The sequence below is a fragment of the Rahnella sp. EDr1-12 genome (genome assembly GCF_049206505.1).
Taxonomy (GTDB): domain Bacteria; phylum Pseudomonadota; class Gammaproteobacteria; order Enterobacterales; family Enterobacteriaceae; genus Rahnella; species Rahnella rivi.
The window spans coordinates 1,737,277-1,750,169 of record NZ_JBLZNY010000001.1; the positions used below are offsets into that span (position 1 = coordinate 1,737,277).

The 12,893-nt window shown below is 53.4% G+C and carries 12 protein-coding genes; 1 reads left to right on the plus strand and 11 read right to left on the minus strand.

What is annotated here, in order from left to right; translation table 11 throughout:
• Positions 1 to 144: 144 nt before the first annotated feature.
• From deoB to ACO0U8_RS08045, 10 genes are all read right to left on the minus strand, one after another.
• Positions 145 to 1,368, minus strand: a complete 1,224-nt coding sequence (gene deoB, locus ACO0U8_RS08000; RefSeq protein WP_056776667.1) for a phosphopentomutase — start codon at positions 1,366 to 1,368, stop codon at positions 145 to 147.
• An 88-nt stretch (positions 1,369 to 1,456) separates the two neighbouring features.
• Positions 1,457 to 2,845 (minus strand): thymidine phosphorylase, encoded by a 1,389-nt coding sequence (gene deoA, locus ACO0U8_RS08005; RefSeq protein ID WP_205965057.1) that lies wholly within the window; start codon positions 2,843 to 2,845, stop codon positions 1,457 to 1,459.
• A 46-nt stretch (positions 2,846 to 2,891) separates the two neighbouring features.
• Complete coding sequence (gene deoC / locus ACO0U8_RS08010) at positions 2,892 to 3,671, minus strand: deoxyribose-phosphate aldolase (RefSeq protein ID WP_421670581.1); 780 nt, start codon at positions 3,669 to 3,671, stop codon at positions 2,892 to 2,894.
• Between the two features lie 545 nt (positions 3,672 to 4,216).
• Positions 4,217 to 5,002, minus strand: a complete 786-nt coding sequence (locus tag ACO0U8_RS08015; RefSeq protein WP_421670582.1) for a TatD family hydrolase — start codon at positions 5,000 to 5,002, stop codon at positions 4,217 to 4,219.
• Complete coding sequence (locus ACO0U8_RS08020) at positions 4,999 to 6,210, minus strand: patatin-like phospholipase family protein (protein WP_238485212.1); 1,212 nt, start codon at positions 6,208 to 6,210, stop codon at positions 4,999 to 5,001. Before ACO0U8_RS08020 ends, ACO0U8_RS08015 begins: the two co-directional genes overlap by 4 nt.
• Positions 6,211 to 6,480: 270 nt before the next feature.
• Positions 6,481 to 6,642 (minus strand): DUF1328 domain-containing protein, encoded by a 162-nt coding sequence (locus tag ACO0U8_RS08025; RefSeq protein WP_013577105.1) that lies wholly within the window; start codon positions 6,640 to 6,642, stop codon positions 6,481 to 6,483.
• A 346-nt stretch (positions 6,643 to 6,988) separates the two neighbouring features.
• On the minus strand, positions 6,989 to 7,579 hold the full coding sequence (osmY, locus tag ACO0U8_RS08030; RefSeq protein WP_056776654.1) for a molecular chaperone OsmY: 591 nt from the start codon (positions 7,577 to 7,579) through the stop codon (positions 6,989 to 6,991).
• 432 nt (positions 7,580 to 8,011) lie between these two features.
• On the minus strand, positions 8,012 to 9,601 hold the full coding sequence (gene prfC / locus ACO0U8_RS08035; protein ID WP_056776651.1) for a peptide chain release factor 3: 1,590 nt from the start codon (positions 9,599 to 9,601) through the stop codon (positions 8,012 to 8,014).
• Positions 9,602 to 9,747: 146 nt separating this feature from the next.
• A complete protein-coding gene (gene rimI, locus ACO0U8_RS08040) occupies positions 9,748 to 10,191 on the minus strand; it encodes a ribosomal protein S18-alanine N-acetyltransferase (protein ID WP_421670583.1) in 444 nt (147 codons plus the stop codon).
• On the minus strand, positions 10,160 to 10,573 hold the full coding sequence (locus ACO0U8_RS08045; protein ID WP_421670584.1) for a DNA polymerase III subunit psi: 414 nt from the start codon (positions 10,571 to 10,573) through the stop codon (positions 10,160 to 10,162). The genes rimI and ACO0U8_RS08045 overlap by 32 nt, the downstream gene beginning before the upstream one ends.
• Positions 10,574 to 10,712: 139 nt before the next feature.
• On the opposite strand from ACO0U8_RS08045, the gene rsmC reads away from it, so the two are divergent.
• Positions 10,713 to 11,759: a 16S rRNA (guanine(1207)-N(2))-methyltransferase RsmC gene (rsmC, locus tag ACO0U8_RS08050; RefSeq protein WP_056776643.1), complete on the plus strand. Its 1,047-nt coding sequence runs from the start codon at positions 10,713 to 10,715 to the stop codon at positions 11,757 to 11,759.
• 4 nt (positions 11,760 to 11,763) lie between these two features.
• Here the strand turns inward: rsmC and ACO0U8_RS08055 are convergent, their stop codons facing one another.
• On the minus strand, positions 11,764 to 12,756 hold the full coding sequence (locus tag ACO0U8_RS08055) for an aldo/keto reductase (protein WP_421670585.1): 993 nt from the start codon (positions 12,754 to 12,756) through the stop codon (positions 11,764 to 11,766).
• Positions 12,757 to 12,893 lie beyond the last annotated feature (137 nt).

The following is a 12,893-nucleotide window of genomic DNA, read 5'->3' on the forward strand; positions in this document are numbered from 1 at the left end:
ATTTTTTTTTTTTTTTTTTTTTTTTTTTTTTTTTTTTTTTTTTTTTTTGTTTTTTTTTTTTTTTTTTTTTTTTTTTTTTTTTTTTTTTTAAATATAATATTTTCCGCGGGGCCTTCTTCCGGCCCCCCCCGCGTCTGCAAAGTCTTACAGCATGGATTTGCCGTAGTCCATCGGTGACAGATCGAAGTATTTCGCGACCGTCTGACCGATATCCGCGAAGGTTTCACGGTGGCCTAATGAGCCCGGTTTCACTTTCGGGCCGTAGATTAACACCGGAATGTGCTCACGGGTATGATCCGTACCGCGCCAGGTTGGGTCACAACCGTGGTCAGCGGTGAAGATGATGATGTCATCTTCTTTCACCAGTTCCAGCAGTTCCGGCATGCGGCGGTCGAACAGTTCCAGTGCGGCGGCGTAGCCCGGCACGTCACGGCGGTGGCCGTAAGAGGAGTCGAAATCCACGAAGTTAGTGAAGACGATGGTTTTGTCGCCCGCTTCTTTCATCTCTTTGATGGTGGCGTCAAACAGAGCGTCCAGACCGGTGGCTTTCACTTTTTTGGTGATGCCGACCTGCGCATAGATATCAGCGATTTTACCGACAGACACCACATGGCCGTCTTTCTCATCAACCAGTTTTTTCAGAATGGTCGGTGCCGGTGGCTCAACCGCCAGATCGTGACGGTTACCGGTACGCTCAAAGTTACCGGCTTTGTCGCCAATGAACGGACGGGCGATCACGCGGCCAATGTTGTAGCCGCCTTCCGTCAGCTCTTCACGGGCGATTTCGCACAGTTCGTACAGACGATCCAGCCCGAAAGTTTCTTCGTGGCAGGCGATCTGGAATACAGAGTCGGCGGAGGTGTAGAAAATCGGCTTGCCGGTTTTCATGTGCTCTTCACCTAAATCATCCAGCACAACGGTGCCAGAGGAATGGCAGTTACCGAGATAGCCCGGCAGATTGCCACGCTCAACCAGTTTATCCAGCAGTTCCTGCGGGAAGCTGTTGGTGGTGTCGCTGAAATAGCCCCATTCAAACAACACAGGCACACCGGCGATTTCCCAGTGGCCTGACGGGGTGTCTTTACCGGAAGACAGTTCGCTGGCGTAGGCATACGCACCGGTGATTTCGGAATCACCGTCCATGCCGTCAGGAATTTTACCGGTAGATTCTTCAGCCGCTTTCGCCAGCCCCAGACGGGTCAGGTTTGGCAGATGCAGCGGCCCTTTGCGACCCTTGTCGGCTTCACCACGCGCACAGGCAGCCGCGATATGGCCCAGCGTGTCAGAGCCTGTATCGCCAAAGCGTTCGGCATCTTCACTGGCACCGATACCGAATGAGTCTAACACCATGATAAATGTACGTTTCATTTTGCTCTCCTGCGAATGGTTACGCATTGGGTCACGCGGAACTGCCGCGTACCTGATCAGTCTTAAATGGGGGCGAGGTGGCCTGAAATCAAGCGTTGCCGCCGATCCGGCGATACACCACCGGCGTAATTTCCGGCGCGCTGTCGCTCAGAACAATGGCGGCACGCACTTCTGCGGCAGCCTGCTGCCAGGCAGCTTCGCTGTTGGCGTGGATCATCGCCAGTGGCTGGCGGGTATCCACCTGCTGGCCGAGCTGCGCCATGTTCGTCAGGCCTACGCTGTAATCGATAGGGTCGCTGGCACGGCGGCGACCGCCACCCAGTGACACCACGGCCATGCCCAGCGCACGGGTATCCATCGCGCTGACAATCCCGTTGCCCTCGGCATAAACCGGTTTGCTCAGCGTTGCCTGCGGCAGATAGCGATCGTAATTTTCAATAAAGTCAGCCGGTCCTTTTTGCGCCGCAATCATGCGACCAAAAATCTCTGCCGCTTTGCCGTTATCCAGCACGGCCTGCAGTTTGCTGCGGGCATCGGCGTCATCTTTTGCCAGACCGCCGGACAGCAACATTTCCACGCACAGCGCCATAGTCACTTCAAGCAGACGCGGATTGCGGTATTCGCCGGTCAGGAAGCGCACGGCTTCACGCACTTCAACGGCGTTACCGGCGCTGGAGGCCAGCACCTGGTTCATGTCCGTCAGCAATGCGGTGGTTTTGCAGCCTGCGCCGTTCGCCACATCGGCAATCGACTGAGCCAAGTCTTCGGACAGCTGATAGGTCGGCATAAATGCGCCGGAACCCACTTTGACGTCCATGACCAGCGCGTCCAGACCTTCAGCCAGTTTTTTGGCGAGGATTGACGCGGTGATAAGCGGTATGGAATCAACGGTCGCGGTGATATCACGGGTGGCATAGAAGCGTTTATCCGCCGGCGCCAGCGAGCTGGTCTGGCCGATGATCGCTACGCCAACGTCCTGAATAATGCTGCGAAAACGGCTGTCGTCCGGGAAAATATCAAACCCCGGAATGGCTTCGAGTTTATCGAGCGTGCCGCCGGTATGACCGAGGCCACGGCCTGAAATCATCGGAACATAACCTCCGCACGCCGCCACCATCGGGCCGAGCATCAGGGAAGTCACGTCACCCACGCCACCGGTGGAATGTTTATCCACGATCGGGCCGTTCAGGTTCAGGCTTTTCCAGTTAAGTACCGTACCGGAATCACGCATCGCCATGGTCAGCGACACGCGCTCATTCATGGTCATGTCGTTGAAATAAATAGTCATTGCCAGTGCGGCGATCTGACCTTCTGAAACCTGACTGTCGCGAATACCGTTCACAAAGAAACGAATTTCTTCGTCACTTAAAGGATGGCCATCACGTTTTTTACGAATAATTTCTTGTGCGAGAAACAAGGTATCCCCCTGCCTGAGCTGAACGCCAGAATCTGGACGCTGATTGTGCGGGCGCTGCATGGCAACGCCCCGACAGATGCGCACCGCCAGAGCGGTGCCCCGGTGATCAATAGCTGCTGGTGGCTTTCTGACCGGCGTGACCCAGAGTGGTCAGCAGGCTTGCCAGCAGGCTGGATGCACCGAAACGGAAATGACGTGAGTCAGCCCATTCGCGGCCCAGCAGGCGATCGGCCAGCGCCAGATACTGCGCGGCATCTTCAGCGGTTTTAACGCCACCGGCAGGTTTGAAACCGACGTCTTTGCAGACGCCCATTTCAGCGATCACAGTCATCATCAGCTCTGCGCTGTGCAGCGTGGCGTTTTCCGGCACTTTACCGGTAGAGGTTTTGATGAAATCAGCACCCGCTTTGATAGCGATTTCAGATGCTTTACGGATCAGCGCGTCTTGTTTCAGTTCACCGGTTTCGATGATCACTTTCAGCAGGACATTGGCAGCGGCACAGGCTTCTTTGCACTGTTTCACCATTTCAAAACCAACCTGCTCATTACCGGCCATCAGCGCGCGGTAAGGGAAGACCACGTCAACTTCATCTGCGCCGTAAGCGATAGCGGCACGGGTTTCAGCCAGCGCAATCTCAAGATCGTCGTTCCCATGCGGGAAGTTGGTCACGGTTGCGATACGGATGTCCGGCGTACCTTGCTCGCGCAGGGTTTTACGGGCAATCGGGATAAAACGAGGGTAAATGCACACAGCAGCGGTGTTACCTGCCGGGCTTTTTGCCTGATGACAAAGCGCGATCACTTTTGCATCGGTGTCGTCTTCGTTCAGGGTGGTTAAATCCATCAGGTTCAGCGCACGTTGTGCTGCGGCGGTTAAATCGGTCATATAACTCTCCAACAATTTTCAATTCCAGCGACCAGCCAGAACTGAGCATACAGTCATGAATTCCTTTCGGCGGGTAACGCCGCAGAAGAATTCTGCACGGTTGGCGAGCGGACTTGGTTCCTTGAAGATAGCGTGCGTAAGCGCTGTATCTGGCTTACGTGGCAACTGAGATCCTTCTCACCGCGCTTGGATTGGCAGACGCCAATTCGTTGTGACTATTTGAACACGTCACATCAGGTTCCTGTGTGCAGTATTTCACACAAAATGAAAACCGTTTGCAACGTTGCTTGGTAAAATGAGATCTGAATCACATTTACCCGGCGTTATGCTCAGTATTCGGCCCATATAAGAGTGTATACCCGATTCATGACAAACGGAGTTCGGGCAGACACGCGGGGATCACCGACCGGTAATCTTGCCGGTGATGTTATAATAATAACATTTAAAGAGGAAACAAAACTTACAAAACATCACGATCGGCATGTTGATGGGGAATTTTACGAGAACTTAATGTTATTTAAATCACAAAACGATGAGAGCAATCATCAAAAAGAAGGAAGATTAAACACCCGGCGGGTATTCGCCAGCAGCGCGGCGGCGATATCTTCGGGGCGTTCCGGGCGTAACTCACACAGCACATCAAACACTGCGGCGGCGCGTTCCGGGCGATTTGGCTGGCCCTGAAAACCCTGCAACGGCATATCCGGCGCATCCGTTTCCAGCAACAATGAGGAAAGTGGTAACTGCGCCATCACCTGACGGGTTTTCTGCGCACGCGCATAGCTGATGGTGCCGCCGACGCCAATGGCGAAACCCAGTCTGATAAACGCCTGCGCCTGAGAAAGGCTGCCTGCAAAACCATGTACCACACCGGTCGCCGGAAGTTTTGCCTGCCGTAACATGGCCGCCAGCTGATCGTGACTGCGCCGTGAATGCAGGATCACCGGCAGCGACTCACGCTTTGCCAGGGCGAACTGCGCCTTCAGCAAACGCTGTTGTTGCTCAAACATCGGCGTTTCCATAAACAGATCCAACCCGATTTCCCCGACGGCCACCACGCGTGGATCGCGCTGGCTGAGCAGGGTATCCAGTAACGCCAGATCCTCGTCTGTATGCTGCGCGATATACAGAGGATGCAGACCGAGCGCGGCATAAAGCTGAGGGAATTTTTTTGCCAGGGAGAGAATACCGTGGAAACGATCGGCGGTAACGGCGGGCACGATGATGTCCCGCACGCCACTCTGTTGTGCCAGATGCAGGCTTTCAGCCTCAGCACCGGTGAACGGCGGGAAATCGAAATGGCAGTGCGTATCAACGAAGTGAACACTCACAGCTTATCGCCTTCACTGGCAGGATAAATGTCCGCTGACCGCATCTCAGACGGGACGCTTTGCGGGCGGATTTCTGCCGGCGTACTGTCCTGAAAAGCCGCCGGACGCACGACTCCACCATCGGCCACCATATCGGTGAGCACAGCGGGATCAAGCACGATTTGTTCGACCGTGCTGACGGCCGCCGCCAGCGGTGTCACGTTTTCTGGCTCATTCTCCGGCACCACCACGCGCTGAGGCCGTGTCGCCCGCGGGATAATCTGCGGATAAGGCCGCTCATTTTCACGTGGCAACAGCCAGTGTGCGGCTGCCGACAGGAAATACCGGCCACAGCGGCGCCCGAGATGATAATCCTGATTGAGAGCAGGTAAACGGCTGCCGAGCGCGTGGCTGGCCAGCGGTTTCGGCGGGAAGATTTCGAAAATCCGCACGTCGCCCGGTGGGTTTTCAATGAACTGCTGAATACGGTGATAGCTGTTTTCGTGATGCTGCATCATGCGCACCAGTTGTTGCAGGCTGCTTTCGCTCAGCCATTGCTCCATACGCTTCATCCATTGCGGCGTGTAGAACATCGCCGAAGGCACCGTGCGGATCACCACGATGGTATCTGCCCCGCGACGGTAAGCTTCTTCCACCGGAATAGCGTCGCTGATGCCGCCGTCCTGATAGCTGATGCCGTCCAGATCCACGCCCATACGGTAAAAACCGGGTATGGCGCTGGAGGCTTTGATCACCGGCAACCAGTTCTCACGCGTCGGTGAAAAATAGCTGGCCGTGTAATCATCGCTGCGGCAGGCGCACATCAGAAATTCGCGGCCATCGATCAGCAGCTTTTCCGCGCTTTCCATCGCCAGCGGCATGTTTTTTGCGGTTTCATCGACCAGCCAGTCGAGATCGATAAGATGCCCGCCGCGCACAAAGCGCAGCGGATTGAAGAAGTCAGGGCTGGTGGTGTAGCGGGTAATGACTCTTCTGGCGTAACCCGGTTGTCCGCACACGAAGGCGGAAAGGTTTTGCGCGCCGGCAGAGGTTCCGAGGTACAAATCGAAGGGATTGAAATTCGCCCGCTGAAATTCATCCAGCACACCGGCGGTAAAAATGCCTCTCTGCCCTCCCCCCTCGCACACCAGGGCAATCTTGCCCGGCCGGTAGGGTTTATATGCCAGCGGTTCTATATTCCCCAGCGTGACAGGTATTCTGTATCCCAACGCATTATCCTCACACAATTAGCCTTTACGGGCAGGCTTCATTTCTGAGCATACCTCGTCTTATCAGTTTCGGTGAGTTTCTTACCAGGATGTGAGGATAAAATCGTTACTTACTGTTAACGGATCACATAAATGAGAAGGGTCATAACATAAAAAACATCGCCCCCTTTTCTGAAAACACTGCGGTCAGGCAATGTGTTCAGATAAGAGGGCGATGCGGTGTCTTACGAGGGACTTCTGTTAACGTTATGATTTCATAACGTTATATTGTCAGAGTCGTTTACGACCGGTAAACAAGCTGACCAGGAACAGAATGATACCCACTACGAATACGATTTTTGCAGCCCAGGCAGCTGTACCAGCCAAACCACCAAAACCCAGTGCTGCTGCGATCAACGCGATGATCAGAAAAATAATGCCCCAACGAAACATAAGCTTCTCCTTACCCTATATATTCACTTTGCCAGTTTAAAAAGGTGACACTCCTACTTCCGGTCTGAAGTCTCGGTGTAACATTTGTCTTGGTGACACTTTATTAGCCGGCAAATACCGGAGATAAAAATCATCACTTACCTAATAAAGATAGTCGGAAAAATGGAAGTGTTAGCAAAAACTAACGCTTATTTTTCAAATAAATGTTCACATCGCTATTGCGTAAGCCTTCAGTGCCGGACAATGGGCAGGAGGTACGGTATATCATTATATGTTATTCAAATCCGGCGCCCTGCCCGTGAGCGGACGCCGTTTACTGCTTCATACGACACACGTGTCGCGAAAATTATGGTGCAACTTTCAGGTCGTTTTTAACGCTTTTCACGCCATCAACGGTTTTCGCAACGCTTTCAGCACGGTCAGACTGTGCCTGGTCTTTTACTGAACCGGAAAGCTGAACAACGCCTTCGGTGGTTTCTACTTTGACGTTACGTGAAGGAACGATGTCGTCTGCCAGCAGCTTGGCTTTTACTGAAGCCGTGGTAGCAGAGTCACCGGCGTAACCTTTCACGCTTTGTTCGCTTTTGTCTTTAGTGTGCAATTTGTCGCTGACAGATTTCACGCCTTCAACTTTGGTGGCGGCGGCAACAGCTTGTTCAGCTTCAGACTGGGAAGCCACAAAGCCGCTCAGCGTAACCACACCAGAATTGGTGGTAACAGAGATGTCGGTGCTTTTGATGGCTTTATCATCCACCAGTGCACTTTTCACTTTTGCTGTGATGGCGCTATCGCCCATGTAGTTATCAACTTTCTTCATGGAGCTATCGATTTTTGCACCTGCGCTATCAGTGGTGCTTGCAGCCAGTGCGCTACCGCTCATCAGTGCGGTACCCAGAACAACGGCCATCATTGAATAGGCAAATTTAGAATTTTTCATCGATTTATTCCTTTCAGTTTATGAGCCCTAAGCCTGGACCCGGTACGCCACATTTTTGGTGACGCCTTCTAACAAATTGTATTGCTGCTGTATTTACTTCCTTTGTAGCAGAGTACGTCGTTTTATTCGGGCTTTTTATCGCCTTTCGATATAACACTCTGCTTCGTCACTTTTAAGCAGTGCTTTACGCCACTGTTTCGTGAACACACATTTAATATAGTCAAGAATGTCCAAAAGAGTAGAGCGATCGCCAATTACGGGGCCGAATGCAGACAAGTCTTAAGATTTCGAAGAAATTATGGGCGAATTCAGGGTGGGAAGATGAAAAAATACACAAACGGGAATGAAAGGAAATGTGACGCTCAGCCAAAAAAGGGCAAAAAAAAGACGGCGCAATGGCCGTCTTCAGGTTGTAAACCACGCAATCAGGAATTAATGCTCGCGGGTTTTGCGGAATTTCACTTCAGGATATCGCTCAGAAGCCAGATTCAGGTTCACCATAGTAGGCGCAATATAAGCTAAGTTATCACCGCCATCGAGCGCCAGGTTGGTTTCGTTCTTACGCTTGAATTCTTCGAATTTCTTCACGTCGTCACATTCGACCCAGCGGGCGGTGCTCACGTTGACCGATTCATAAATCGCTTCCACGTTGTATTCGCTTTTCAGGCGCGCCACGACTACTTCAAACTGCAGAACACCTACCGCACCGACGATCAAATCGTTATTGGCAATAGGGCGGAACACCTGAACAGCGCCCTCTTCTGACAGCTGAACCAGTCCTTTAAGCAGCTGTTTCTGTTTCAGCGGATCACGCAGGCGGATACGGCGGAACATTTCAGGGGCAAAGTTAGGAATGCCGGTGAATTTCATGTTCTCACCCTGAGTAAAGGTGTCGCCTATCTGAATGGTGCCGTGGTTGTGCAGCCCGATGATGTCACCCGGGTAGGCCTCTTCCACATGCGAACGGTCACCGGCCATGAAGGTCAGCGCATCGGAGATCACCACGTCTTTGCCAGTACGCACCTGACGCAGTTTCATGCCTTTTTCGTACCGCCCGGAAACCACACGCATAAACGCCACGCGGTCGCGGTGTTTAGGATCCATATTGGCCTGAATTTTAAACACGAAACCGGTGAATTTTTCATCGTCGGCTTTCACTTCACGCACGTCGGTATTACGTGGCATTGGCGCAGGCGCCCAGTCCACCAGACCGTCAAGCATGTGGTCAACACCGAAGTTACCCAGCGCGGTACCGAAGAATACCGGCGTCAGTTCACCGGTCAGAAACGCTTCGTGATCGAATTCATGCGATGCGCCCTGCACCAGCTCCAGCTCTTCACGCAATTGCTTCGCCAGTTCTTCACCGACGGCAGCGTCCAGCTCAGGGTTATTCAACCCTTTGACCGTGCGGACTTCCTGAATGGTGTGACCTTTACCGGTCTGGTACAGATAGACTTCATCTTTGTAGAGGTGGTAAACGCCCTTGAACAATTTACCGCAGCCAATCGGCCAGGTAATCGGAGAACAGGCGATTTTCAGCTCACGTTCCACTTCGTCCATGACTTCCATCGGATCACGGATATCACGGTCGAGTTTGTTCATGAAGGTCAGGATCGGCGTATCGCGCAGACGGGTAACTTCCATCAGCTTACGGGTACGATCCTCGACGCCTTTTGCGGCGTCGATCACCATCAGACAGCAGTCGACGGCGGTCAGGGTACGGTAAGTATCTTCGGAGAAGTCTTCGTGCCCCGGGGTGTCGAGCAGGTTAACCAGGCACTCTTTATACGGAAACTGCATCACGGACGTGGTGATGGAGATACCACGTTGTTTTTCCATTTCCATCCAGTCGGATTTGGCGTGATTGTTCGAGCCACGGCCTTTTACCGTACCTGCTGTCTGAATCGCGTTTCCGAATAACAGAACTTTTTCAGTAATGGTGGTTTTACCGGCATCGGGGTGAGAGATGATGGCAAATGTGCGGCGCTTAGCCACTTCAAGGGCGTATTCACTTGGAGACATGTTTTTCACGTTTCTGCGGTTGGTCCGCCCTGCATAGGATTTCACATCACGTCAGAAGGAGACGTCAGGCAAAGCGGTAATAAAAGTTATAGCCGGCTATTTTCACTGATTTAGCCGGGATGGGCAATCAATGGTTTTTTTGTGCTCTATCCCAGCGGCAGCGCCATCATAATGGCATCTTCACGCCCCTGGGCGGCAGGATAGTAGTTGCGGCGAACTGAGAGTTCGTTAAAGCCGAGGCTTTCGTACAGCGCAATGGCTTTGGCGTTAGAAGCACGCACTTCCAGCCAGAGGGTGAAAACGTCTTTCTGCTCAAGCTGTTGTATGACCTCTTCCAGCAACGTGCGGCCTAAGCCCTGGCGCTGGAAGGCCGGATCGATGGCGATGTTGAACAGCGTCGCTTCGTCGAGGACGATTTGAGTGATGGCGAAACCAGCCATCACTTCACCCTGCATGATTTTCAGGTTCAGATAGCGCTCGCCCTGATTGCTGGCAAGCGTATTTTCAGTCCACGGAAAAGCATGGCTGGCCTGTTCAATCTGGAATGCGCGGGGAAGATCAGCGGGCGTCAGGATAGAAATCGGGTTCATTTTCACAAATCTGCTGCCACAGCGCGCGTTTGGCGCCGGCATCTTGATAAAGCTCGGCCAGAGCCGGGCTGGATAACTGCGTACCGGAGAGCGGCAGAGGTTCGTTTACCCCCAGTCGCCAGACGTTGCAGCGGGTATCTTCAGGTAACATCGTCACCTGTTCCGGCGTCAGGCGGTAAACCTGCTGTCCGGTCAGCGCCAGGCTGCGCAGAACATCGCACACCAGCGGATCATCTTCAGTCGGCGGAACGTCTGCGACAATCAGTAATTGGGTGTCTGCAGGCAGGCTGACGGCGACTTCGCCCTGTAAAACCGCAGGCCGACGCAGCGTCCACTGGGTGATCCCCAGTTGTTGTAACAACGTATCTCTTCTGGATGCCATGCCTGATCCCTGCCCGTTGAAGTGCGAAAAGCCCGGCTATGCTAGCAAACACACGGAACATGCGCCAATAAAGCTCGATTACTCAATCAGGGACGAAGAGTATATAATCGCGGGCCAAACCCTGAGGAGCCTTATCCTGATGTCTGCATTAACTCCGGCCAGTGAAGTCATACTGCGCCATAGCGAAGAATTTGAAGGCCGCCGCGTCCTGTTCGCCGGCGACTTACAAGACAGCCTGCCTGCTGAAATTGACGCCGAAGAAGTCCGCGTCCACACCAATATGTATCACCATGGGCAGATGCTCAGCAAAGCGCTGGGCGACAACGTACAGTTCGGTTTACTCGCCGACGCAGATCTTATCGCCCCTTGCGATGTGCTGATTTATTACTGGCCTAAGAGCAAACTCGAAGCCAAATTCCAGCTGTTTAATCTGCTGTCGCAGATGCCGGTTGGCATCGACGTGTTTGTCATCGGCGAAAACCGCAGCGGCGTACGCAGCGCGGAAACCACGCTGGAAGGCCTGTGTGAACTGAGCAAAATCGACAGCGCCCGCCGCTGTGGTTTGTATCATGGCCGTCTGGAAAAACAGCCTGAATTTGATGCTGACGGCTGGTGGGATGAATACATGGTCGAAGAAGTGACCATCAAAACCCTGCCGGGCGTATTCAGCCGTGAAGGTCTGGACAGCGGAAGCCTGCTGTTGATCAACACGTTTGAAGAGCCGGTGAAAGGCAAAGTTCTGGATATCGCCTGCGGTTCAGGCGTTTTGGCCTCTGTTCTGGCGACTTACTCGCCGAAGATGAAAATCACGCTCAGCGATGTGAGCGCAGCCGCTATCGAAGCCAGCCGCGCCACGCTTGCCGCCAACGGACTGGACGGCGAAGTGATTGCCAGCAACGTCTATTCAGACATTGATGGCCGTTTCGATATGATCATTTCCAATCCGCCGTTCCATGAAGGGCTGCAAACCAGCCTGCATGCGTCTGAGCAGCTGATCCGTGGCGCAATCAGCCATCTGAATATCGGCGGCGAACTGCGCATTGTGGCTAACGCCTTCCTGCCTTATGCCGCGCTGCTTGATGATGCTTTCGGCAGCCATGAAGTGCTGGCCCAAAACGGCCGCTTCAAAGTGTATAAAGCCGTTCGTGGCCGTGCGCCGCGCGATTCGAAAAAGAAAAGACGTTAATCAGTCAGACACTGAGGATGCGCATCATTTCTGCGTTGTAGCGTTCGCCTGCTGCGGCGCGGAAAGGAAATACTGCTTCGATCGCCGCGATTTCGGCTTCACTCAGGGAGACATCAAGCGCGGCGATGTTTTCCTCAAGATAATGACGATGTTTGGTGCCAGGGATCGGCACCATGTTGTCGCCACGCGACAATACCCAGGCCAGCGCCAGCTGCGACGGTTTTACCCCTTTTTCCTGCGCCAGCTCAGCAATTCTCTCCGCCAGTTGCAGATTCTTCGCGAAGTTCTCCCCCTGAAAACGCGGGCTGTCGCGACGGTAATCGTCTGCATCCAGATCGTCAATCGAACGGATTTGACCGGTCAGAAAACCTCGCCCCAGCGGGCTATACGGCACAAATCCAATACCCAGCCGTTCACACGCCGGTAAAATATCTGCCTCCACATCCCGCGACCACAGCGAATATTCTGTTTGCAGCGCCGTGATCGGATGAACGCTGTGCGCCCGTTCCAGAATGCTCACCGACACTTCGCTCAGGCCGATATAACGGATCTTGCCCTCACGCACCAGATCCGCCAGCGCGCCGATCGTCTCTTCTACCGGCACGGCAGGATCGGGACGGTGCTGATAATAGAGATCGATAACGTCGGTTCCCAGACGTTTCAGGCTGCCTTCCACGGATTGACGCACGTAGTCGGGATGGCCGTTTGTACCGCGCGCCTGCGGATTGGAAGCATCACGCACGATGCCGAATTTGGTGGCCAGAAAGACGTTATCTCGACGGCCTTTCAGAAAGCGGCCGAGCAACTCCTCGTTGGTATGCGGCCCGTACATATCGGCGGTATCTAACAGGGTCACGCCGAGTTCGAGCGCCCGTTCAAGCGTTGCCAGCGACGCTTTTTCGTCCTGACCGGTGGTGTAAAAATCGCTCATACCCATGCAACCTAAACCGAGCGCGGAGACCAGCGGGCCATTTTTTCCAAGCTGACGTTGTTTCATCTGACTTTCCTTCTGACATGAATGGGGGGAGTGACGAAATGAAGTGTGGTTGTTGTGCCGGAAAAGATAAATCCGCGTAAACGTGCAACACTGTTCAGAATTCACGAACAATAGAAAGCCACCAGCCATCGCCGGGA

Excerpts from the sequence above, each read along its gene's own strand:
- deoC (WP_421670581.1), bottom strand. The coding sequence starts at position 3,671 with ATGACCGATTTAACCGCCGCAGCACAACGTGCGCTGAACCTGATGGAT.
- osmY (WP_056776654.1), bottom strand. The coding sequence starts at position 7,579 with ATGAAAAATTCTAAATTTGCCTATTCAATGATGGCCGTTGTTCTGGGT.
- ACO0U8_RS08055 (WP_421670585.1), bottom strand. The coding sequence starts at position 12,756 with ATGAAACAACGTCAGCTTGGAAAAAATGGCCCGCTGGTCTCCGCGCTC.
- prfC (WP_056776651.1), bottom strand. The coding sequence starts at position 9,601 with ATGTCTCCAAGTGAATACGCCCTTGAAGTGGCTAAGCGCCGCACATTT.
- rimI (WP_421670583.1), bottom strand. The coding sequence starts at position 10,191 with ATGAACCCGATTTCTATCCTGACGCCCGCTGATCTTCCCCGCGCATTC.
- rsmC (WP_056776643.1), top strand. The coding sequence starts at position 10,713 with ATGTCTGCATTAACTCCGGCCAGTGAAGTCATACTGCGCCATAGCGAA.
- ACO0U8_RS08045 (WP_421670584.1), bottom strand. The coding sequence starts at position 10,573 with ATGGCATCCAGAAGAGATACGTTGTTACAACAACTGGGGATCACCCAG.
- deoA (WP_205965057.1), bottom strand. The coding sequence starts at position 2,845 with ATGCAGCGCCCGCACAATCAGCGTCCAGATTCTGGCGTTCAGCTCAGG.
- ACO0U8_RS08025 (WP_013577105.1), bottom strand. The coding sequence starts at position 6,642 with ATGTTTCGTTGGGGCATTATTTTTCTGATCATCGCGTTGATCGCAGCA.
- deoB (WP_056776667.1), bottom strand. The coding sequence starts at position 1,368 with ATGAAACGTACATTTATCATGGTGTTAGACTCATTCGGTATCGGTGCC.